Genomic DNA, 21,675 nt, shown 5'->3' on the forward strand with positions numbered 1-21,675 from the left:
TGGTGCGCACCGTGGCAGTCGTCGCAGGGTGGAGACCGAACGCCGCACCACCCGGGCGGCACCGCCGGTGGTGGCCCTGCCGCGAACCGGTCCACCGCCCTGAGCACGGAGGCTCGCACACACATGACCACGACACGCGACGACACGGCAGTCGTCATCATCGGAGCCGGCGTCGCCGGCCTGACCCTCGGCAACTTCCTGCTGCGCAACGGCATCGAATGCATCGTGCTGGAAAGGCACCCCCGCGCCTACGTCGAAAAGCGCCAGCGTGCCGGAACCATCGATACCTTCGGGGTGCGCATGTTCCGCGAGTGGGGCCTGGAGGAAGTTCTGGCGGGCGACCCGATCCCGCACAGCGAAGGCGGCTTCTACATCGACGGCCAGGCGATGCCGATCGACGTGGACGAGGACAACAACGAGAGTCTGTACTGCCCACAGCAGGTCCTCGTGCGCAATCTCACCGAGGTCTTTCTGCGCGAAGGCGGCGATCTGCGCTACCAAGCCGCCGACGTCGCCCTGGAGAATCTCACCGAGGGCCGTCCCGTCGTGCGCTACCAGGACGCCGATGGAGCGGCCCGGGCCATCGACAGCGACTTCATCGCCGGTTGCGACGGCTTCCACGGTGTCTCCCGTCGCAGCATCCCCGCCACGGCCCTGACCGAGTACTCGCACGAGTACGGCTACTCCTGGCTCAGCGTCCTGGCCGCCACTCCGACCAGCCCCTCCGGCATGGCCATTCACGAACTGGGCCTGGCCGGTATGATCCCCCGCGGACCCGAGACCAGCCGCATCTACCTCCAGTGCGCAGTCGACGACACCCCCGAACAATGGCCCGCCGAGCGCGTCTGGAGCGAGCTGGAAGCCCGCTTCGGCACCCCTCCCTCACGCGGCGAGATCCTGTCCAAGCAGATCGTGCCGCTGCGCAGCGTGGTCTTCGACCCGATGAGTCACGGCAAGCTGTACCTCCTCGGCGACGCCGCCCACATCGTCCCGCCGATGAGCGCCAAGGGCATCCATCTCGCCCTGCATGACGCCGAGGTCTTCGCCCGAGCCGTGATCCACCACGCGCAGGAAGGCGATTCCACTCTCCTCGACAGCTACTCGGAGACCTGCCTGCCGCACATCTGGAACTACCAGGCGTTCGCCACGTGGATCACCGACACCATGCACAACGCCGGATGCACCGGCTTCGAGGGCGAGTTCAAGAAGCAGATCGCCCGCGCCGAGCTGCAGCGCCAGTTCGCCTCGGAGTCGGCGAACAAGCTGTTCAGTGAACTCACAGCCGGAACCAACTAGACCCCACCTCCTCCGGAATCATGCTGCGTCGTCGTCCTCCTCCAGCTCCGGCCCCTCCGGGCCGCGCAGCGGGCGCGCTTCGTGATCGCTGAGATGCGAGGTGGTCATGGAAGGGCGACGATCAGGCACCGCAACGTGCAGGCGACACGGGCGATCCACCCGACCACCGCAGGGTGCCGGCTCTACGCGGTGGCACGTACCACGTCCACGTCGTCCGCCCGGACGTATGCCAGTCGGTGGCCGAACTGGATCTCGTAGTACAGGGCTCGTCCCTTCACGAATCGGCCGGGCAAGGCGCTGTCGACGTCCGAGGGCTCGAAGTACTCGCCCCTGACGGTGCCCCGCGTCGCATACCGCTGGCCGGCGAGGAACTCGTAGGGGAGTGGTGAGTCGGGCTGCACGGCGGTGCCGTCGGGGTACGCCGAATCCTCGGGTCTGGCGCGTCCGTACACGGGGATGTCGGGCAGTCCGGGTTTTGGCGTGACCATCCGGCCGACGCTGCCGACCGCTGTGGGGTGCGCCGACGGGTTCCTGAACCATGCCTTCTGGCCCAGGTACCAGATGGCGGTCCAGTCGCCGCGGCGCTGGGCGACCGCGTAGGTCTGCCCCGTGGAGACGCGCGACGTCATGTCGTAGACGCCGATGGTGGAGTCCTCGCCGTCAGGACGCTTGCCCACGTCCTGAACCAGTGGGGCACGCTCACTCGGCTCGGTGTACAGACGCACGGCGCTGGATCCGTGCGGGGCGCAGAGCTTGGCCTGCCCCGTGCACCCCGTATATTCCGGCCTGTTCGTTGCGAAGTCGGGAAGAACGGTCACCAGTTCGCTGTTCGGGCCGGCCGTCGCGCGCAGGGGTGAGCCCAGGAGGTCGAAGTAGTGCCGCCAGTCCCAATAGGGGCCCGGGTCCTCGTGCATGTCGGGGATGCTGGCGGTCACTGGGCCGGGCACGTCCTCATGGCCGATGATGTGCTGCCGGTCCAGCGGAATGGCGTACTTCTTGGCGAGGTACGACACCAGGCGGGCCGACGACTGGTACATCTGCTCCGTGTACCAGGTGTCCGGCTGGGCGAGGAACCCTTCGTGCTCGACGCCGATCGAGCGGGCGTTGAAGTCTTGGTTTCCGGAGTGCCAGCCGATGTCCTTGGTCCTGAGGTGCTGCGTCACCTGACCGTCGCCGGAGCGGATCGTGTAGTGCCAAGACGCCTCGGACGGAGTCTGCACCGTCTGGAACATGGTGTTCTGGGTGTCCTCTGTGTCGTGGATGACGACGTACTCGATCTTCAGGTCCGCGGGACGGTCGGCCACGTCATGGTTGCCGTACCGATTGTCGCCGTACAACACGCGCGGGGCTGGAAGCCAACCGCACGCGAGGGTCGCCGGACACTCGACCCCGGTGCCGGCATCGCTCTTGGCGTTGGCCTCGGGGCCGTTCCCGGCCGCCGACATTTCCCGCGGCGGTACGGCCTCCCTCTCCGTGGTGCCCGGTCGCACTCCGGGGCTCGCCGCGAGGGTCACCCGCTGCCCCGTGTCCGTGGTGCGCTGCGCACCCTTACGGATCACCTCGAACACGTTGTCGGCATACGTCGCCGCAGCCACGCTGTCGGTCGACCCGGAGAAGCGCGCCACCGCTCCCCACCATTCGGCCGGATCCGCACCGAGCGGCCTGCCCAGCTCTCGCTGCGTCGCCGCCAGGAGCGCGGCGCCGCCACGTACGTTCTCGACGGCGTCCGTGCGCAGCCTGACCGACGGAACACCCAGAAGTCCGGCAGCTCGCTCCAGCGTCGCCACCTGATTGAAGAAACCTTTCTTCACCATAGGCGCGCCTTGGGAGGCCGGTGGGTCCGCCGACGACGCCGACGGCCCTGGCGCGGAGCGGTACACCGCGCCACCAGGTGCTCCGGCAAGCGCCGCGCGCACGTCGGTGAGGTGCATCGGCCCATAGCCGCCGATGACGCTCGGAGCGCCTGCGTGCGCGTCCCACCGGGACTCCATGTACGACACGCCGAGGAGCACGCTCCGCGGCACCCGGAACTCGGCGGCTGCGTCGGAAAAGGCCCGCTGCAGCCGGATCACGGAACCCCCGTCGTGCGGACCGCCCGGCGGCCAACTGGCCAGCAGAGGCGTTATCAGCGCAGCCGCCGCGATCACGCATGCCGTCCGGTACAGATGCCTCACGGCGCGGCGAATGTCAGATCCTCCCATGCGGGACCTCCTGTAAGAGCCGGGGGCGACGCGGGCGCGACGAAGCACCCGCGGGCAGCACGAGATCCGCGGCAGGCGGCTCCCCGTGGATCTGCCCAACAGCGCCGGGACAAGGGAACTTGTGCCCGAGGCGGCCGCTCCTCCACGTTCTCCCGGCTCCCGCGCGTCGGCTTGCCAAGCGTCACTGGCGCGGCCTAGTTGTGCGCTCGGTGCCACCCGGTCGGCGGCCCGGCGCCCGCTGCTGCCGAACGACGCGATGGTGCCGTACGCGGTGCGGCGCGGACTGGAGTCGGCAGTCGGCGACCGCGTCGTGCGGGCCACCGAGCGGCTGGCTGCGATCCATCCGCGAGTCGACGCTGGAAGGGCTCGACACCGCGGCCCGCAAGGGCAAGCACGGCGGCCGGCCGCCGGTCATCACCGACGACATGCTCCACACCCTGCTCCGGCGCCGCGCGGGCGGCGAGTGCGTCGAGCAGATCCAGCTCGACCTGATCATCCCCACCGTCAAGCGCAAGGGAGGGAACCCCTCCGTCGCCGGCATCTACCGGGCGGTCGCCGAGCCCGCCAAACGCGAACGGCTGAAGTCTGCCGACGCCGACGCCTCTCAGCGAATGCCGCCCGCTCCGAGCAGCAGGTAGTGCGTGACGCGCGTGAGCTTTCTCCGGGGCAACGTCCAGGGCGGTGCCGAGGACCTTCCCGTGGAGAGAGCCCCACCGCAGGCGAACGTAATTGAACGTGGGCCATTGAGCACCCAGAGCTAGGCTGTCGGTGGAGCTAGGCGGCGAAGAGGGGGGTTCCGCACATGAGCGGGGTCGTGACGGCGGTCAGCAGCAACAGCGAGTACTCGTTCACGAAGCCGAACCGGGAGAGCATCACCCTGCTCGCCGGCCTCGGTGTCGAAGGCGACGTTCACGCCGGTGTGACGGTCAAGCACCGCTCGCGTGTCGCCCAGGACCCCACCCAGCCGAACCTGCGCCAGGTCCACCTCATCCACGAAGAACTCTTCACCGAAGTCAGTGCGACAGGTTTCCGGGTGGCCCCCGGCGAACTCGGAGAGAACATCACCACCCGCGGCATTGACCTGCTCAGTCTTCCGGTGGGCACGCTGCTGCGCATCGGCGCTCAAGCCGTGGTCGAGGTGACGGGTCTGCGGAATCCCTGCCTGCAGATCGACAACTTCCAGGAGGGACTGCTGAAGCAGGTCGTTGGCCGCGATGACCTGGGCAACATCGTGCGCAAGGCCGGAATCATGAGCATCGTGGCGGAGGGCGGCCTGGTGCGCCCTGGAGACATGATCAAAGTGGAGCTGCCGGACAAGCCGCATCGGCCGCTGGACCGCGTCTGACAAACCGTTCCAGCGGGGCACCAGACGGAGACGTCTCCCGCGAGTGGTGACACACTCAGCCGCTACGAGGTACGCGCCGACCTGCACCTCGGCCTCCTTCAACTCGCCTGCAGGGGTGGCCCATCGTGTCGCACGGCCCTGAAGTCGTTGTGGTCGGAAGCGCGCGGGTTCCCGGTACCCGGAACGTTGGTAAGCCCGGACCTGCATGCCAGCTGATGGCTGCGGCGGTCCCACGCGCGGGGTCCGGCCTCGCTGACGGGACAAGGGCGAGCGAAGCCGGGATCGGCCAGGAGGATCGGGAGGACGACGGCTGATCTGAAAGCGCATCCTGCCTGGGACTTCGACTTCAACGACGGCGATGAACTCACCCGGCGACCGCCCTGACAAGCTGCTCTGTACGATCACCGCATACTGGGCGCTGGTCCGCCTGTCCTGTGCGGAGATCAGCAAGTGGTGCCTTGTCCGGATAGTTGAGGGAGTTGGCGGGTGTCCGCTTTGGACTTCTACGCTCACGTCGCCGTTGGCGGTGAGGTCCTGGGAGTTGGCCTCGGTGCCGGCCCGGAAGCCTGGGAGGCCGCCCTGGGGGCGACATGCCTCGATGTTCCCGGTGGTGGCCTACTGCGGCGGGACTATGGGCTCGTGGACATCAACTTTTCGCCGGACCGGCCTGGGCGGCAAGGGCAGATGTCGTGCTTGGGCTTCGGCGTGAAGATCCACCGGCTGTTGTACGACCAGTCCCCGAGCACCGTGCCGTCCCCGCTCTCTCGGGAGTACGGGAGATTCGCACCCAGAGTCCCCTTCAAGGACCTGCAAAACGCCATCCTGGCCCTGGGCCACACGATCGAACTCGACAAGCACACCACGTCGAGTGACATGGACTGCTACCGCGTATCGGCGTCCGCCGCCCGCATCCACGTCGTCGCTGACCCTGACCCCTACGGGTCAGGCGACCCAGATCTACACGGACATCAGCGAGGCGACGTCTGGTCCGTCGACGTGTGGTGACCGGCCGGCGACCTCCCAGCAGCGTCCGTGACATCTTTTCGCCCCGGCGGTGGCCGCGACGACGGCGAGGCAGAAGGACGGTGTGCGCTCCGACCCTCACGTCAGCGGGATGGCGCGGCAGGCGGCGGCGTCCGCGCTGGCCTTCTCCCGCATGCTCCACAGCCAGTCCTCGTCCGGAAGCGGGAGGAGTCCTTGCATCCGTGGCACTTCCATTGGTTCTTCTGGTGCTCTCAGCCTCCGGTGACGTCGACGAAGGAGCCACCGACGGTCACGTAGCGGATCCGGAGGTCCTTGGGCCGGTCGGGCTCGGTGCAGGCGGCGGTGCGAACGGCGGGTCGCAGCGGCCCTGGGTGCGCAGCGGAAGACAGAAGTCGTAGCGCCTGTGGCACTCGCGGCAGGTCTGCCGGGCGGCCATCGCCTGATCGGAGCGCCCACTGATGAGCGAGCGTGGGTGCGCGCTTGGGCGTGGCCAGGTCGACACGGGGCAGGAAGCCGCGGGTGAGGTGGGTGCACGACCACTGCGGCCGGGTCGCGCGCAGCTGGCGGCGCAGGATCGTCGACCGGGCCCTCGTTGCCGCAGGGGCTGAGGCCCAAGTCCCTCTCCCCGGCACCGCTCGTGACCGGAGACATCGAGGTGACTGCGGGGTACGGAGAATCAAGTCGAACCTACGGGATACCCCACAACCGGCGCCCCCGGTCCGCCGGGCGGACCGGGGGCGTTCCGTCTGGGAGTTCTCAGTCCTTGTCGTAGTACCAGCCGGTGCAGAAGCTCGCCCCGTTGAACCGGGCGCACGCCCGCATGGAGTAGTGCAGGTTGTTCAGATCGTTGGAAAACCGGCTGTTGAACGGGCCGCACTGGGTCCAGTTCTTGCCGCCGTCGGTGGAGCGGTCCACCCAGGTCTGGTCGCCGGACCGGTAGCCGCTCCGGATCGCGGCGAACGAGTGGTCGCTCAGCCTCTGGTTGACGAGAGCGATCTTCACCGTCCGCCCGCCGTGTGTCACGGTTCGCGTCTTGACGTCATGATCGGCGATCCCGTTGCCCGGCCAGCTGCCGCAGTTCGTGCCCGCCGCGGCGGTCGGTGCCCCGACCACAAGCAGGGGCAGGGCAAGAGACGCCCCCGCGAGAATCGCACCGGTACTTCGCCGGATGTTCGACACTAGTAACCGTCCTCTCTGGACCTGGATGGGAGAGACGACACCGGACGGCCCGAAGGCGCGTCCCGGCGTCCCGGACAGTCTTGCCCCAGCGGCGCAACCCCGTCCTTGTCGTGGAGCGCCAGACGTTTGTCGGCGAGTGCCAGCCACCCGCCGGGCCCCGGCCGCCGCGACGCCACGCCCGGGCGCCGGACACCACCGCGTCGGAGCCGGGCGTAGGCGACGGGTGGCCGGCGTCTCCGCTCCGGACCCGACCTGGCCCGCAACCCTCGCGCGGCCACGCCCGTCTCAGTGGACGACCGCGTTACCCCGGGGGAGTGCAGATGTACAGCGTGATCGACTTGGACGGACTTCCAGCGGCCGACCGTTTCTCGTTCTGGTGGGAGGCCGTCGCACGCTCGGTGGTGCCGGTCCACGCCTCCAGCGAGGACGCGCCCAGCTTCTGGGCCGAAATGACGTCGGTGGACCTCAGAGGGATACAGATCTCCAGGGTGCGCTGTCTCTCCTTCGAGGCGCGCCGGACACCGCGGCTGATCCGCCGCGCCGACCTCGGCCTGCTGCAACTGTCGCTCACCCTCCAGGGACGGTCAGGGATCGAGCAGGAGGACCGTCAGGCGTCGCTCGCCCCGACCGATATGGTCCTGTACGACACCTCCGTACCCTTCCGGGCGTGGACCCTCCCCGAGGTCACGGCGGACGGAATCGTGGTGCAGTTCCCCCGCGAAGCCCTGCCACTGTCCGCCGGCGCCGTCCGGTGCCTCACCGCCCGCCGACTGCCCGGGCGCAGCGGGATAGGCGCGTTGCTGGCGACTACCGTGCGGCAGGCCCTGCGGCAGGCTCCCGCCCTCACTCGCGCCGACGCCGGCCGCCTGTCCGGGATCGTCGTAGATCTCGCTGCCGCCGTACTGGCGCACGAGCTGGAATCCGGCCCGGAGACCATGCCGTCCTGTACCGGAGAAACGATGCTGCTGCGCGTGCGGGACTTCATCCTGCGGCACCTCACCGACCCGGAGCTGTCGCCCGCGACCATCGCGGCCGCGCACAGCATGTCCGTGCGGTCGCTCCACCGGCTCTTCGAGGCGGAGGGGGCCACAGTCTCGGCCTGGATCCGTGAACGCCGGCTGGAACACTGTCGCCGTGACCTCACGGACCCGCTGCGCGGACGGCAGCCGGTCCGGGCTGTGGCGGCCCGCTGGGGGTTCACCGACCCGGCGAGCTTCAGCCGGGCCTTCCGCGGCGCGTACGGGCTGAGCCCGCAGGAGTACCGCAGGCAGTGGCTGGCGGGTGAGCTCTCCAGCGGCAGATGACGGACCGTCTACGCGGCGACGCACACCGAGAGTTCGGGTGCCGGTAACAACCAAACCCCGGACTTGAAGGGAGGCCGACCGGAATACGGCTGGAACAGGGGGATCGCCGAGGTGAGCCCAGAAGCCGCGAATAGTTGCACTTGGAGGCGTCAGCCCTTCCGCCGGGCGCGCTTCTCAGCGCGGGCCTTGGCCAGGGCTGCCCGGTGGGTCTCCTCGACCCCCGACCACGTCACATGTCGAGACGGCGCCGGTCCTCCATCTGCTCCTGCTGGGCCAGGCGACGCAGGCCCGACCGGCCGGCCACCTGTCGGCGACCCCACGGGATCACCTGCTTCCACGGCTGCTACTCGGTCGGCGACGACAAGCCGTGGGGCATCAACCGAAGACGCAAGGGCATCGACCACACCTGGGCAGCCCTGCGCTCGGTCCGCGCCGCCCGACCCGATAGCACCCCCGATCTACGTGATCCTCGACAGTTGGACGCCATCGTCGGCCCTGTCCTGGACGGCCGCGCCCCGGCGGCCGACCGGGCCGGGGTCAGTCGGTGTCCGTCGACGGCTGCCCCGGCTCGTCCAGCTTGAACCGTCGTCGGATGTCCGGACGCCCGAGCAGCTTCCGCGGGTATCCGGGGCCGGGGCGCGGGGTTACGTTCTCCCAGGCCAGCGGCTCCTTGCAGTGCGAGCAGACCACCTCCCCGTGGGCGTCGTGGCCGCAGGTCTCGTGGCGGGTGACCACCGGTGGCCCGGCTTCGTCCGCCAGCCACCGGTCGCCCCAGCTGGTCATGGCGAGGATGACGCCGTAGAAGTCGCGGCCGGACTCGGTCAGCAGGTACTCGTGGCGGAGAGGCTGCGTCTCGTAGACGCGCTTCTCGATCAGTCCCGCCTCCACCAGTCTGCGCAGCCGCTCGGACAGCGTGTTGCGGGCGATGCCCAGCTCCTGCTGGAACTCGTCGAACCGGCGGATCCCGTAGAACGCCTCCCGCAGCACCAAGGGGGTCCACCAGTCCCCGAGCAGATCCATGGTCCGGGCCACCGAGCAGGGCCAGTTCGCGAACGACGTACGCCTCATGAACCCCGATGTTACGAGTCTTTCTACGAAACTCAGCAGAAAACGGAGGCGTTCGACCTTGCGGGAGTGAGTCCTAATACGCAACTATGCAGGTCGTCGAGGGAAGGGAGTCAGGTGCCATGGAGTGGACGGGACAGGTCTACGCGGACACCCCGACGGTCTCCGCCAGGACCTACATCGACGCACCCCCCGAGCGGTTGTGGAGGTACGTGAGCGACATCCACCTGATGCCCGAACTCAGCGCCGAGCTCCAGCGCGTCGAGTGGCTCGACGGCGCGGCCGGTCCCGGAACGGGCAACCGGTTCCGCGGGTGCAATGCCCACCCCGCCCTGGGCGACTGGGAGACGGTCAGCACCATCGTCGACTGCGAGGAGCCGCGCCGGTTCGCCTGGGCGGTGGGCGACCCCACCCACCCGATGAGCGTGTGGCGGTTCACGCTGCACCCGCAGGACGCCGGCACGGTGCTGGAGCAGTGGGCCCAGCTCGGACCGGCCCCGTCCGGGCTCAGCGTCGCGATCGCGGCCATGCCCGACAAGGAGCAGAAGATCGTGTTCGTCCGGCTGCGCGAGTTCGAGACCGGCATCAGGTCCAACCTCGCCGCCATAAAGAACCTCGCCGAACGGGAGAAGTGATGCGCACCGCGACCACCATCGAAGGTTCCGGCGGAAACTGGGGCGAGACCGCCGAGTTCGTCCTGGAGGCCGAGAAGCTCGGCCTGGACATCTGCTGGGTGGCCGAGGCATGGGGGAGCGACGCCCCCTCACCGCTGGGCTACCTGGCGGCCCGTACCGAGACACTCCTGCTCGGCTCCGGGGTCATCCAGCTCGGCACCCGCTCACCGGTCACCATCGCGCAGACCGCGATGACCCTCGCACACCTGTCCGGCGGCCGGTTCCGCCTCGGCCTTGGCGCCTCCGGGCCGCAGGTCATCGAAGGCCTGCACGGCATCCCGTTCGCGCGCCCCCTGACCCGGATGCGGGAGACCGTCGAGATCATCCGCGCCGCCTTCACCGGCGAGAAGATCACCTTCCAGGGCCGCCAGCACACCATCCCCCTCCCCGACGGCGAGGGCCGCCCGATGCGGCTCAGCCTGGAGCCGGTGCAAGTGCCGATCTACCTGGCCACACTGTCGCCCAAGATGCTCGAACTCACCGGCGAGATCGCCGACGGCTGGCTGGGCACCAGCTTCGTCCCCGAAGGCGCCGACGCCTACTTCACCCACCTCGACACCGGGCTGGCCCGAAACGGCCGGACCCGCACCGATCTCGACATCTGCCAGGGCGCCGAGATCAACATTGTCCCCGACGAAGGCAGGCTGACCAGCGTCGTCGGCAGCCGCAAGAGAGAACTGGCCTTCTCACTGGGCGGTATGGGCTCCGGCTCGACCAACTTCTACAACAACGCCTACAGCCGCCAGGGCTGGGCCGATGTCGCCGCTCAGGTCCGCGAACGCTGGCAGGCCGGGGACCGCGACGGCGCCACCGGCCTCATCACCGACGAGATGGTCCTGGCCACCACTCTGATCGGGACCGAGGAGATGGTCCGCGCCCGCCTCGAGGACTGGCGCGCCGCGGGAGTGGACACCGTCCGCCTCTACCCGGCGGGCGACACCCTCGCAGCGCGTCTGGACAACCTCGGACACGGCATCGGCCTCATCCGCGCCCTCGATCCCCGGTAGAGGCCCGGTTCCCGGCCGCGTACCGGAGCCGGATCAGGCCCCGCCGGCTTGGCACCCGTGGCCTCGACGGCACGACGGCCGGCGGCTTGCCGGCCCAGGTCAACCCCCGGCTCCGTTCGACCGCCCACCGCCTCCCGCGAAGGCGAGGAGGCCTTGCGAGGGCAGGCTACCGCTGCGTCCGCCCGCGCCTTATCCGGCCGTACCCGCCCGCTGTGTCCATCCGCTGTCCGGGCGGTGGCCGGATCCGAGCCTGAACACGGCTCCGGCCGCCGCCATCGACCGCGCGAGACGTCGGGCAGCACCTCGAGTGCTGTCGACCGCCCAGGCACGGCACCGCCCGGCGGCCCCCTCCCCGCGAGCGCGCGTCCCCCGTCACGGCCACGCGCCCCCCCCGCAGGCAGACACCGCGAGGCGCTGCTCAGTGCCGTTAGAACCCCCGCAACATCGAGGCGTTGCACGTGGGTGACTGCCCGATCCCCTGCCGGAGTCGGCGCAGCCGTGGCATCACCCGGCAGCAGGCTGTTGACGCCCTCCGCGAGCAGGCACCCGCCTGCTCCCAGTGCCGCCCCGACACCACGCTGGGCGTCCTGGACTGACGTTGGTCTGGCGGTTCAGGCGCCGCGCTGGTGGCTGGCTGCCTTCTTCGCCGGCGGCTTTTTGGCGGTCGCCTTCTTCTTCGGCCTCTTAGGCATCTCGTGCACCTCGGCTGGCTCGCCGCGCGCCTCCCGTGCCTGGGCCACGGATTGGTTGAGCGCAGCCATGAGGTCGAGGATCTTGCCGGGCTGCTCCGGCTCGGGCGCCTCTGGCAGGGCGTGGTCTTCCCGCTTGGCGTCGATGATCTCCCGTAGCGCCTCGGTGTACCGGTCCTTGAAGTCTGGCCCGTCGAGGTCGTCGCGGGTCATCGTCTCCATCAGGGCCAGGGCGCCCTCCAGCTCCTCCGGGGACACCGCCGCTTCGTCCGGCAGCAGCTCGGCCGGGTCGCGGATCTCGTCCGGCCAGCGCATCGCGTGCAGAACGAGGGTGTCCTCGCGGACCCGCAGCAGACCAAGCCTCTCCCGCCCGCTCCAGGCGTACTTGGCGACGGCCACCCGGCTGGACCGGCTCAGGGCCTTCGTCAGCAAGGCGTAGGGCTTGGCTGCCACCTGGCCATCGGCGACCAGGTAATAGCCCTCCGCGATCCGGATCGGATCGACCGAGTCGACCGGGACGAAGGCGACGATCTCGATCGCGCGGGCGGTTGGCAGCGGGAGGTCGCGGAGGTCGGCGTCGCTGATCGGGATGATGACGTCCTTGGTGAGCTGGTAGCCCTTGCCGATCTCGGCCTGACTGACCTCGCGGCCCTCCAATTCGCACACCTTGCGGTTCCGGACGCGGCCGCCGTCCTCGGTGTGGATCCGGTGGAAGTGAACGCTGTGGTCCTCGGTGGCGCTCACGACCTTGATCGGGACCGTGACAAGGCCAAACGATATGGCGCCGCTCCACACGGTTCGGGGCATGGCGACCTCCAGGAGGAGCCCCGAGCGAGTCCAGCTGTGGGATCTCACATGTCGCTGCACAGCCTCAGGGCCGACTGCACTCTGGCTGCACTCGTGCAACAGCATGAGACCCACTTTTCAGTATCGGCACCAATTCGAGTAGCGGCACTCCGATGGACGCTCGCCCCTTGCCCCGACGGCACCTTGACTCCGCACCCCCGGCCGGGCGCCCGGGTTCGAGGCGGCGTTCAGTGGGTGGTACATCCGCCGTCGACGGGCAGGGCGACACCGATCACGAAGCGGGCGCCGGGGCTGCACAGCCACAGGGCAGCGGCGGCGACTTCCTTGGCCTGGCCGAGGCGGCCGATGGGCTGCTCGCTCATGATCGCGCCCATGGGGGTTTCGATCACGCCGGGACAGACGGCGTTGATGCGGATGCCCTTGGGCGCGTACTCGACCGCGGCGCTCTTGGTCAGGCCGATCACACCGTGCTTGGAGGCGTAGTGGGCGGTGCGCTACGGCAGGCCGACCGGCCCACCGAGGGAGGAGCAGTTGACAATCGCGCCGGAGCCCCGGGTGCGCATCTGGTGCAGTTGCCTGTAGCCCACCGTGGCGTCCTCGAAGCCGATCGACATGCCGCAGAAGAGAATGAGCTCGTCCGGGGATGACAGGATCTCCGCGACGGTCTTGCGTTACACCGACCACGCCATCTGCGGGCAACTCTGCAGTCCTTCGGCACGGAGCAGCGGCATGACGGTCTGCAGAGGCCGCGCAAATAGGCTCGTGGCTCCGGCCCCTGCTACCGGGTTCGGGTCTGTGGTGGGGCGTTTCATTGGTGCCGTCGTGAAGTGCCGGGCGCAGCGTCATGGGCGTCCGATTCGGTCGGCTGGTAATCAACTTGGGCCGGATGGACCGAAGCGAAAGCTGTGGTGAGCTGGTCCAGCAGAGGTACTGCGCAGGGGTGGGGGTCGCGGCGTGGCGTGATCGCGTAAATCCCACGCGTGGGGGGCCCGACGAGGGGCGTGGTGGTGACGTCGGCCCGCAGCGCGCACGTCATCACCCCGGGTATCAGCGCGATGGCATGACCGGTAGCGACCAGGGCCAGCTTGCCGGGCAGATCGGCCGCGGTGAGGTCGATGCGGACGCTGACTCCCGCACGGGCGGCGTGCTGGCGCAGGAGCGCCGCAGAGCCGTCGTTGTCCTCGACCCAGGTCTCGTCGGCCAGCGCCTGGATGCGCACCGGTCCGCACCCGGCCAGCGAATGGCCGGCGGGCAGTACGACGACCATCTCGTCCAGCCCGAGGAACCGCCGGTCGACCCGCGGGTCGGCGGCCAGCCCCGGCGGAGCGTCTGTGACGACGGCGATGTCGAGATCGCCCGCGATCACGCGGCCGTGCAACTGTGCGCTCAGGCCGGGGAGCAGGCTCCACCGAACCGGTCCGGCCTGCCTCAGCAGGCCCCGGAGAGCCTCAGGAACGATCCCCGCGGCGAGAGACGGCGTTGCTCCGATGGCCAGGGGCCGATCACACACCCCGTTACAAACATCTCGTACCGCGCGAACGGTGCGGTCGGCCTCGTTGAGCGTGGCGAGGGCGTGGCGCCGGAATACCTCACCGGCCGGCGTCGGACGCACACCACGCGCATGGCGCTCCACCAGAGGCACGCCGAGCTGCCGCTCCAGCCCGGCGATCTGCCGGGAGACGGCCGATTGCGTGTGATTCAGCTCGGCTGCCGCCGCTGACAGCGATCCGACCCGGCACACGGTCACGAAAGCCCGCCACACAGTCAAGTCCACGACGGCAGTATGGCAGTCGGTATGCGGACTCCGCAGGGCAGACTTGCGAAATCTGCGCTTGTCGCATCTATCGAGGTGCACCAATGTGGCGCGCATGACCACACCACACACGACTGCCGTCCTCGGTCTGGGGCGCATGGGTGGCGCGATCGCGACACGACTGGCTGCCCAGGGCTGGGACGTCGTCGGCTGGACACGCTCAGGGCGCGCGTCAGGCTCTGTGAAGATGACCGGCGACCCGAACGAGGCCGTGGCCCAGGCGGACCTCGTCCTCCTGGCACTGTTCGACGGCCCGGCCTGCCAGAAGGTCCTCGACGACGTCCGTGACTCGCTGCGAACGGACGCGATCGTGCTCAACACCAGCACCATCGCCCCCGCCGAAGCAACGAGGCTGGCGCGGCGACTTGGCCCGTCCTACGTCCACGCGCCTCTTCTCGGCTCGGTGTCGGCTGCTGCCGCCGGCGCCCTGCAGATCATCGCTGCCGCCGACCAGGAGGCACTTGACCGAGTTCGACCGGTTCTGGAAACGCTGGGCACCGTCCGGCACGTGGACGACGTCTCCACCGCCGCCGCGCTCAAACTGATCGCCAACAACAGCCTCGCCGGAGCCGTCCTCGCGCTGCGCGACTCACTGCGGCAAGCCGACGCCCTCGGCCTGCCCCGTACCCAGACGCTGGACGTCCTCGAACTCGGCCAGCTCGGCGGGCTCGTGGCCCGCAAGCGCCCCTTCCTCCTCGGTGAGCCAACCGCTGCCACGGCCGAATTCACGATCGGTGCGCTGGCCAAGGACATGGCTCTGCTGGCCACCGCGTCGGATACCCCCTTGCGCAGCGCGGCTGGCCTGGCCGACACCCCTACCGCCCTTGAGGCCGATATCGCTGTTGCCGCCACGGTCACCGCCGTGGAGGACGCCGTACTCGAACCGCTTCGCGCCTACATCCGCGGACACGCCACCGGCGACCCCTCCCACTTCCGCGACGCGTTCCTTCCCACCGGCCACATCGAAGGGATCCGAGACGGCGCATTCGTCTCCTGGCGCCTGGATGAGTACTGCGCCCTCTTCCAGGGCCAGCCGGCCCCGGACGAACCGACCCGCACCCGCCGCATCGACGCCATCGATGTCCACGCGACCGTCGCGACCGCCACCATGACGCTCTCGCACGGGGCAGACACGTTCACCGACATCTTCCTGCTGGTCCTCGCCGACGGCAGCTGGCGCATCGCCAACAAGGCGTATCACCGCCACGACTGAGAACGGGAACCGATCCATGTCCTCGGGGAACGATCCATACCCACATGGGGAACGATCTTCAGAGTCTCTTGTGGCCGCACGTCAGCCCCACTCGTGAACACCCCAGTTCACCCCACACCAACCATCAGATCGCCGAGGGACGACTGTGCCCGCTTTGCCGCGATGGCTGACCGAACCGCTGTGGAACCAGTTCACCGTGCTGCTGCCCGAGCGGCCGCGCTACCACCCGAACCATCCGCTGGGCTGCCATCGCAGGCGGATCAGCGACCGGATCGTCTTCGACAAGTTGCTGCAAGTCCTGCGGTTCGGCTGCTCCTCCGAGGCGATAGCCGACAGCACCTGCTCAGCCAGCACGATCCGCAACCGCCGCGACGAATGGATCCACCTCGGAATCTTCAGCAAGCTCAAGCGGATCGCACTGGACGCCTACGACCGCATCGTCGGCCTGGAACTGGACAGGATCGCCACCGACGGCGCGATCACCAAAGCCCCCGGAGGCGGCGAAGCCGCCGGCCGTTCTCCAGTGGACCGTGGCAAACAGGGTCCGAAACGCTCCGGCATGACCGACGGTTACAGAATCCCCCTCGGTCGAGTCCTGGCCGGAGCGAACCATCACGACTCCCCACTACTGGCACCGACCCTCGACCGACTCTACGAACTCGGCCGCTCCCGACTGGCATCACCGTGCACCTGGATGCCGGATACGACTCGGACATCACCCGCGCTCTGCTCGACGCACGTGGCCTGCAAGGACAGGTCGCCCACAAGGGCGAGAAAGCTCCCGTCCAGGCCACCGGACGCTGGCAGGTCGAGCGAACCCACGCCTGGCAAAACGCCTTCCATCGCCTGGCCCGCTGCTAGGAACGGCGAACCACAGTGATCGACGCGTTCTTCGACCTCACCGACACCATGATCACCATTCTTAGCCTCATCCGCCGAGAATGGACGACGCACCGCTGGGACGACCGCCCCACCCGATGCCCATGAACACTCACCAATTTGCGCGGCCTGTAAGTCCCCCTACCACGAAGGCCGGTCCACGTTCGGTCATGAGCGCTACAGCGCATTGGGTATCACGAGGACGCGAGCAGTCAGGAGAGCCAGTCGGTGTAGCGGGTGGGGGCGAGGTGGGCGTTGTCGTCGGTGAGGACGTCGCCTTTGACGGCGGCGAACATGCCGGCGGTGGGGTCGGTGACGACGGTGCGGTTGTCGCCGTGGTGGGACAGGGTGATCCGGCCCAGTTCGTCCAGGGGGAAGACCTCGGGGCCGGCGATGTTGTGGATGCCGTTCACCGGGGTGCCTGCGGCGACCTCGGCCACCGTGTGGGCAACGTCCTTGGAGGCGATCGGCTGGATCGGTGTGGCGGGCAGCCGGACGGTGTCGCCGTCGGCGGTCCAGGACAGGACGGCGTCCATGAAGTCCATGAACTGCGTCGCCCGGACGATCGAGTAGGGGATCGGGCCGGCCGCGAGGATCTTCTCCTGGAGCGCCTTGGCCCGGTAGTAGTCCAGCTGCGGTACCTGGTCGACGCCGACGATCGAGAGGATGACGAAGTGACCGACGCCGCCCTTGCGGGCGGCGGCCAGCAGGTTGTCCATCGACGTCTGGAAGAAGGCGAGCGAGGCGTCGTCGAAGGTCGGGGAGTTCGTCACGTTGACGACGACGTCGGCTCCGGCCACCGCCTCGTCCAGTCCGCGGCCGCTGAGGATGTCGACGCCCGTGGACTGCGAGTGCGGTACCGCCTCGTGTCCGGCGGCGTTCAGTTCCCTGACCACCTGCGACCCGATCAGCCCGGTACCACCGATGACTGCGATCTTCATGACGCACCTTTCGCGGGGATTGCGTGGCAGATGCGACATATATGCCACTTTGTGCCGAGGCGACACATGCGCCTCAACCGACGGAGAAGGCGGCTTCAGCCCGCCTGCTCATCGAAGCACGGTGCCCAACCCCTGTTAGCCCGTGACTCAACTCCGCCGGTAACGCTGACGTGGCTCCAGAAGCCACTCCGCCTCCTGGAGCCTTGATCAGCGAACAGCGGGCCACCGATGAGGAGAAGGGGTCCAGCAGCGGTCGGCCCGTCAGCCACGACGCCGGCCTCTACAAGGAGAGGAACACCGTTGAGCGCCTGATCGACAGGCTCAAGGCCTGGCGAGGCATCGCCACCCGATACGACAAGAACCCCGACAGCTACTTCGCAGGCCTCCATCTGCGCGCCTCGATGATCTGGATCAAGGAACTCACCCGGATCACCCATTGATCACGACTCGTTAAGCCCCTCTAGGGGCAGTACACGTCCCCGTCGGGTCGCTGACCGGTGGCCAGGAAGCGGGAGACGGTGCGGTCGCCACAGGCGTTGCCATTGGCGAGGTAGGCGTTGTGGCCGGTGGAGTCGACGGTGACCATGACGGCGCGTGTGCCGAGGGCCCGGCGGAGTCTCCGGGCGCCGCTGAGCGGAGTGGCCACATCACGGGCGTTCTGCACGAGCAGGATGTCGGAGGGGCCTTGTCCGGTGATCCGTACCGGGGACCGCCGCGGCGGGTACGGCCAGGCGGCGCAAACCATCGCGTTGCGGGGCATCCCTGCGGTGAGCGGATGCAGGCGGCGGCTGTCGGCGACGGCCTTGCGGTAGTCGGCCGTCGATGTCGGCCAGGCCACGTCGTTGCAGAGCGTGCCGATGCTGACCGCGGCGAGGTTCTGCAGCGCCTGGTCCGGCGGCTGTTTCGGCGCGGGAGGCACCGTGCCGTGCCGGGCGGCCAGCATCAGCTCGGCCAGGGCGGGGAAGCGGCTGGGTGCGTAGAGGCTGTCCAGCATGGTCTGGCGCAGCACGTTGCCGTTCAGCTCCGGGGGGTTGGCGCCCGGCCAGGGGAGCGGTGCCCGGTCGAGGCGGGCGGCGAGGCGTAGGAACAGCGGCCGTACCTCGTCGGCGGTCGCCGCGACCCGGTCCGGATTTCCGGCGGTCGCGGCCCACCGGGCGAACTCCGGGAAGGTGTCCTCCACCCCGCGCTCGTACGCGTGCAGCCAGCCGCGCTCGACCAGGGTGGGATCCGGATCGTCGTTGCTGTCCAGCACGATGCGGTCGGTGTGCTGCGGGAACCGCTCGCTGTAGACAGCGCCCACGTATGTGCCGTACGAGACGCCCCAGGCGGCGAGCCGGTGTTCGCCGAGCGCGACGCGGATGCGGTCGATGTCGTGGACCTCGTCAAGGGTGCTGATGTGCCGGATCAGCTCGCCCCCGTTGCGCGTACAGGCCCGCGACAGCCGGCGGGCGGTGGCCACGTTTCCGGTGATCGAACCGTCCGGAGCCGGCCAGGGACGCAACGTCGACGTGGCGAGGTCGGCGTGCCGGAGGGCGCAGCTGACGGTGGTGGACGGAGCGAGCCCACGCGGCGCGAAGCCGATCAGGTCGTACTGGTCCCGCACGGCCTGCGGCAGCTTCTGCCCCTTCCCGGAGGGGTCGGCGAGGCTTGTGTTGCCGGGCCCGCCTGGAATCAGCAGCAGTACCCCGCGCCGAGTGGCCGGTTTCGCGGCGGGAATCCGGGAAACGGCGATGTCGATCGTGCGGCCGCCGGGGTCGGCGTAGTCCATTGGCACCTTCAGCGAGGCGCACTGCTGACGCGCATCGAGCCCGTCGCCCGCGCACCGGGCCCAGCGGAAGGCGGGGGACGGGGATGCCGCTGTCGCGGGAGGGGAGACGCTCAGCGGAGTAGCGAGGCCGAGGAGCGCCGCGGAGACGGTGAGCCAGGCGGCTCGTGAACTTCTGCTCTGCTTCATGCAGAGGAGCCTCGCGGATTCGGTGGTCCGCTCACATCCGGTGAACCCCCCTGCTGGTAAGGGGGCTTACTTGTTTGCCGAGAGGCCGTCATGAAGCCCCTCCGCCGCTCTCGGCATCGGATGAATCGAGGGCCGGGCTCCGCCTGCGTCCCTCGATGATGTGGATCAAGGGTTTGAAAACGACCACCCCCTGCTGGGGGTGCCCCCGGACCTGCTCGATGGATCTCCCCTCCCATGCGGCACCTGACCTTCGTCCGGGCGGCTCTCATGGTTGTCGCCGGACTCGCTGTCGGACAAGCCGCGCCGTCGGTCAGTCCAGGTCGGACATGTCGAGCACGAAGCGGTAGCGGACGTCGTTGCGCTCCAGGCGGTCGAGAGCCGTGTTCACCTGGGACGACGGCAGCAGCTCGATGTCGGCGGTGATGCCGTGCTCAGCGCAGAAGTGCAGCATGGCAGCGGTGGACGGGCGGCCGCCGCTGCCGGCGGAGCTCAGCTTCTTGCGGCCGATGAGCAGGTCCATGGTTTCCACGGTGACCGGTCCGAGGTGGCCGAGGTGGCTGAGGGTGCCGTCCATGGCGGTTACGCGCAGGTACGGAGCCAGGTCGTGGGGGGCGGAGATGGTGTCGATGACCACATCGAACTGGTCGCGGACCGCCTTCATCTGCTTCGGGTCGGTGGAGACGACGAATCCCTGCGCCCCCAGGCTGCGCGCTTCGTCAGCCTTGTCGGGGGTCCGGCTGATGACGGAGGTCGTGGCGCCGAGCCCGGTCGCCATCTTGACCGCGAGGTGTCCCAGGCCGCCCAGCCCGGCCACGGCGACGGTACTGCCCGGGCCCACTCCGAGCGCCTGCAGCGGCTCCCAGACGGTGACGCCGGCGCAGAGCAGGGGAGCTGCGGCGGCTGCGTCGAGGTTCGCAGGGAGATGGTAGGCAAACTGATTGCTCACCACGTACTCGCGGGAGTACCCGCCCAGTGTGGTCGACCCGTCCTGCCGGTCGGCTCCGCCGTAGGTCAGTGTCGGGAACTCTCGGCAAAAGTTCTCCTGGCCGGCCTGGCACATACGGCACATGCCGCACGAGTCGACGATGTTGCCGACGGCCACGGGGTCGCCCGGGGAGAAGTCGGGAACCGCGCTGCCGACCTCGGTCACCACGCCTGTGAACTCATGTCCGGGTACGAGCACGCCGTTCGCTTCGCTCTCGTGCGCCAGCAGCGCGTGGAGGTCTGTGTGGCAGACACCGCAGTAGTCGACACGTACCGCGATGTCGTCCGGGCGCAGGTCCCGGCGCTCCAGCACAGTGCGCCGCAGAGTCCGTCCCCTGCTGTCCGCCTGCCATCCGGTCGTGGAACGCATCTGACTCCTAAGACAGACTGTTCGGTCTATTTGACGGTAGAGGCATGCGAGCCAAGAAGCAAACAGACGAGTCTGTCTGTTAAGGTCCTGCTATGCCTGACCAGCCATCCAGCAGCCGCGGAGCCGCGACGTATCAGCGCATCGTCGACGCCGCCACCCAGGAGTTCGCCCGGTACGGCATCGCCGGTGCACGCATCGAGCGGATCATCGCAGCCGCACGCACCAACAAGGCACAGCTCTATGGCTACTTCGGCAACAAGGAACAGCTCTTCGACGCGATCTTCTTCGCCTCACTGGAGCGGATCACCAATGTCGTCCCCATCGACGCCACGGACCTCGCCGACTGGGCGGTGCGCCTCTACGACGAGTACCTCAGCCGCCCCGATCTGATCCGGCTCGCGACCTGGGCGCGCCTGGAGCGGCGCCCGACCGGGCATCTCGTGGCGGACCACGACCGCTACGACGACCACAAACTCCGCGCCATCGCAGACGCCCAGGCCGCCGGGCGCATCAGACAGGGAGACCCCTTCGACGTGATGGCCATGGTCATCGCCATGTCCATGGCCTGGTCTCCGGTGAGCAACGTCTACGCCGCCTCCACCGAGGAGCCCACGAGCGTGCACGACCAACGGCGCACCCTGCTCCGAGACTGCGTAAGCCGCGCCGTCGCCCCGGACCGGGGAGCCTGAGCACACCACGAGGGTTCGGTGCGGCACGCCCACCCCACGCGCGTGCGGGCCCAGCCTTCACCTGTGATGCGCTTGTCTTCGCTCCCCCTCGGTCGAGGGGCGAAGCGAGTGGGGCGACGAGTAGCCCTGGCCGATTCCAGAGATCCTCCTCAGCCCGCGCCCACGGAGCCGTCCGGGCCGCGTGACCGGTCGCCCCGGTCGACCAGGAGCACGAATTTGCGGCAAGGGTTGCACCCGTCTGTTGCGCTGGGGGTTGCACCTACTGTTGCGCCGACCACCGG

At 68.9% G+C, this 21,675-nt stretch carries 18 protein-coding genes and 4 pseudogenes; 12 read left to right on the forward strand and 10 right to left on the reverse strand.

Annotation, left to right across the window (positions count from 1 at the left end; translation table 11 throughout):
• The first annotated feature begins 123 nt into the window (after positions 1-123).
• Entirely contained in the window at positions 124-1,296 is a 1,173-nt protein-coding gene (locus E5082_RS29235) for a 4-hydroxybenzoate 3-monooxygenase (protein ID WP_135794254.1), read from the forward strand.
• A 182-nt stretch (positions 1,297-1,478) separates the two neighbouring features.
• On the opposite strand, the gene E5082_RS29240 is transcribed toward E5082_RS29235, so the two are convergent.
• Positions 1,479-3,497, reverse strand: coding sequence for an N-acetylmuramoyl-L-alanine amidase (locus E5082_RS29240; protein WP_135794293.1), 2,019 nt, complete (start codon positions 3,495-3,497; stop codon positions 1,479-1,481).
• Between the two features lie 425 nt (positions 3,498-3,922).
• Here E5082_RS29240 and E5082_RS29245 point away from each other — a divergent pair, with 425 nt between their 5' ends.
• The 3 genes from E5082_RS29245 (at position 3,923) to E5082_RS29255 (ending at position 5,847) form a co-directional block, all read left to right on the forward strand.
• Complete coding sequence (locus tag E5082_RS29245) at positions 3,923-4,135, forward strand: hypothetical protein (protein WP_229918995.1); 213 nt, start codon at positions 3,923-3,925, stop codon at positions 4,133-4,135.
• 164 nt (positions 4,136-4,299) lie between these two features.
• A complete protein-coding gene (locus E5082_RS29250) occupies positions 4,300-4,842 on the forward strand; it encodes an MOSC domain-containing protein (RefSeq protein WP_190045412.1) in 543 nt (180 codons plus the stop codon).
• Positions 4,843-5,328: 486 nt separating this feature from the next.
• Positions 5,329-5,847 (forward strand): hypothetical protein, encoded by a 519-nt coding sequence (locus E5082_RS29255; protein ID WP_135794255.1) that lies wholly within the window; start codon positions 5,329-5,331, stop codon positions 5,845-5,847.
• A 735-nt stretch (positions 5,848-6,582) separates the two neighbouring features.
• Here the strand turns inward: E5082_RS29255 and E5082_RS29270 are convergent.
• Entirely contained in the window at positions 6,583-7,005 is a 423-nt protein-coding gene (locus E5082_RS29270; protein ID WP_135794256.1) for a hypothetical protein, read from the reverse strand.
• A 320-nt stretch (positions 7,006-7,325) separates the two neighbouring features.
• Between E5082_RS29270 and E5082_RS29275 the strand changes: the two genes are divergently transcribed.
• Entirely contained in the window at positions 7,326-8,309 is a 984-nt protein-coding gene (locus E5082_RS29275) for an AraC-like ligand-binding domain-containing protein (RefSeq protein ID WP_135794257.1), read from the forward strand.
• A gap of 537 nt (positions 8,310-8,846) precedes the next feature.
• Here the strand turns inward: E5082_RS29275 and E5082_RS29285 are convergent.
• Positions 8,847-9,377, reverse strand: coding sequence for a winged helix-turn-helix transcriptional regulator (locus E5082_RS29285; RefSeq protein ID WP_135794258.1), 531 nt, complete (start codon positions 9,375-9,377; stop codon positions 8,847-8,849).
• A gap of 119 nt (positions 9,378-9,496) precedes the next feature.
• Between E5082_RS29285 and E5082_RS29290 the strand changes: the two genes are divergently transcribed.
• From E5082_RS29290 to E5082_RS33125, 3 genes are all read left to right on the forward strand, one after another.
• A complete protein-coding gene (locus E5082_RS29290; RefSeq protein ID WP_135794259.1) occupies positions 9,497-10,009 on the forward strand; it encodes an SRPBCC family protein in 513 nt (170 codons plus the stop codon).
• Positions 10,009-11,055 carry an LLM class flavin-dependent oxidoreductase gene (locus E5082_RS29295; protein WP_135794260.1) on the forward strand — a complete coding sequence of 349 codons (1,047 nt, stop codon included), beginning with the start codon at positions 10,009-10,011 and terminating at the stop codon, positions 11,053-11,055. Before E5082_RS29290 ends, E5082_RS29295 begins: the two co-directional genes overlap by 1 nt.
• A gap of 458 nt (positions 11,056-11,513) precedes the next feature.
• Complete coding sequence (locus tag E5082_RS33125) at positions 11,514-11,651, forward strand: DUF6233 domain-containing protein (RefSeq protein ID WP_229918994.1); 138 nt, start codon at positions 11,514-11,516, stop codon at positions 11,649-11,651.
• A gap of 15 nt (positions 11,652-11,666) precedes the next feature.
• Here the strand turns inward: E5082_RS33125 and ku are convergent, their stop codons facing one another.
• From ku to E5082_RS29310, 4 genes and pseudogenes are all read right to left on the reverse strand, one after another.
• The gene (ku, locus tag E5082_RS29300) at positions 11,667-12,551 is read right to left on the reverse strand and encodes a non-homologous end joining protein Ku (protein WP_135794261.1); all 885 of its coding nucleotides are present in this window, start codon (positions 12,549-12,551) and stop codon (positions 11,667-11,669) included.
• Positions 12,552-12,778: 227 nt separating this feature from the next.
• Positions 12,779-13,126: pseudogene (locus tag E5082_RS29305) on the reverse strand (SDR family oxidoreductase); the annotation flags it as partial.
• Between the two features lie 12 nt (positions 13,127-13,138).
• Positions 13,139-13,294 (reverse strand): annotated as a pseudogene (locus E5082_RS33130) (nitroreductase); the annotation flags it as partial.
• 65 nt (positions 13,295-13,359) lie between these two features.
• Positions 13,360-14,325, reverse strand: a complete 966-nt coding sequence (locus E5082_RS29310; protein WP_135794262.1) for a LysR family transcriptional regulator — start codon at positions 14,323-14,325, stop codon at positions 13,360-13,362.
• Positions 14,326-14,419: 94 nt separating this feature from the next.
• Here E5082_RS29310 and E5082_RS29315 point away from each other — a divergent pair, with 94 nt between their 5' ends.
• Positions 14,420-15,577: a nuclear transport factor 2 family protein gene (locus E5082_RS29315; RefSeq protein ID WP_135794295.1), complete on the forward strand. Its 1,158-nt coding sequence runs from the start codon at positions 14,420-14,422 to the stop codon at positions 15,575-15,577.
• Positions 15,578-15,722: 145 nt separating this feature from the next.
• A pseudogene (locus E5082_RS29320) lies at positions 15,723-16,564 on the forward strand (IS5 family transposase).
• 104 nt (positions 16,565-16,668) lie between these two features.
• Here E5082_RS29320 and E5082_RS29325 read toward each other — a convergent pair.
• Complete coding sequence (locus E5082_RS29325; protein WP_135794263.1) at positions 16,669-17,397, reverse strand: SDR family oxidoreductase; 729 nt, start codon at positions 17,395-17,397, stop codon at positions 16,669-16,671.
• 212 nt (positions 17,398-17,609) lie between these two features.
• On the opposite strand from E5082_RS29325, the pseudogene E5082_RS29330 reads away from it, so the two are divergent.
• Positions 17,610-17,837 (forward strand): annotated as a pseudogene (locus E5082_RS29330) (IS5/IS1182 family transposase); the annotation flags it as partial.
• Positions 17,838-17,857: 20 nt separating this feature from the next.
• Here the strand turns inward: E5082_RS29330 and E5082_RS29335 are convergent.
• Positions 17,858-19,351: an alpha/beta hydrolase gene (locus E5082_RS29335; RefSeq protein ID WP_135794264.1), complete on the reverse strand. Its 1,494-nt coding sequence runs from the start codon at positions 19,349-19,351 to the stop codon at positions 17,858-17,860.
• 310 nt (positions 19,352-19,661) lie between these two features.
• Positions 19,662-20,705, reverse strand: coding sequence for an NAD(P)-dependent alcohol dehydrogenase (locus tag E5082_RS29340; protein WP_135794265.1), 1,044 nt, complete (start codon positions 20,703-20,705; stop codon positions 19,662-19,664).
• A gap of 92 nt (positions 20,706-20,797) precedes the next feature.
• On the opposite strand from E5082_RS29340, the gene E5082_RS29345 reads away from it, so the two are divergent.
• A complete protein-coding gene (locus E5082_RS29345; protein WP_135794266.1) occupies positions 20,798-21,394 on the forward strand; it encodes a TetR/AcrR family transcriptional regulator in 597 nt (198 codons plus the stop codon).
• Positions 21,395-21,675: the final 281 nt, after the last annotated feature.

The sequence above is a fragment of the Streptomyces griseoluteus genome (assembly GCF_004784465.1).
GTDB lineage: Bacteria > Actinomycetota > Actinomycetes > Streptomycetales > Streptomycetaceae > Streptomyces > Streptomyces griseoluteus.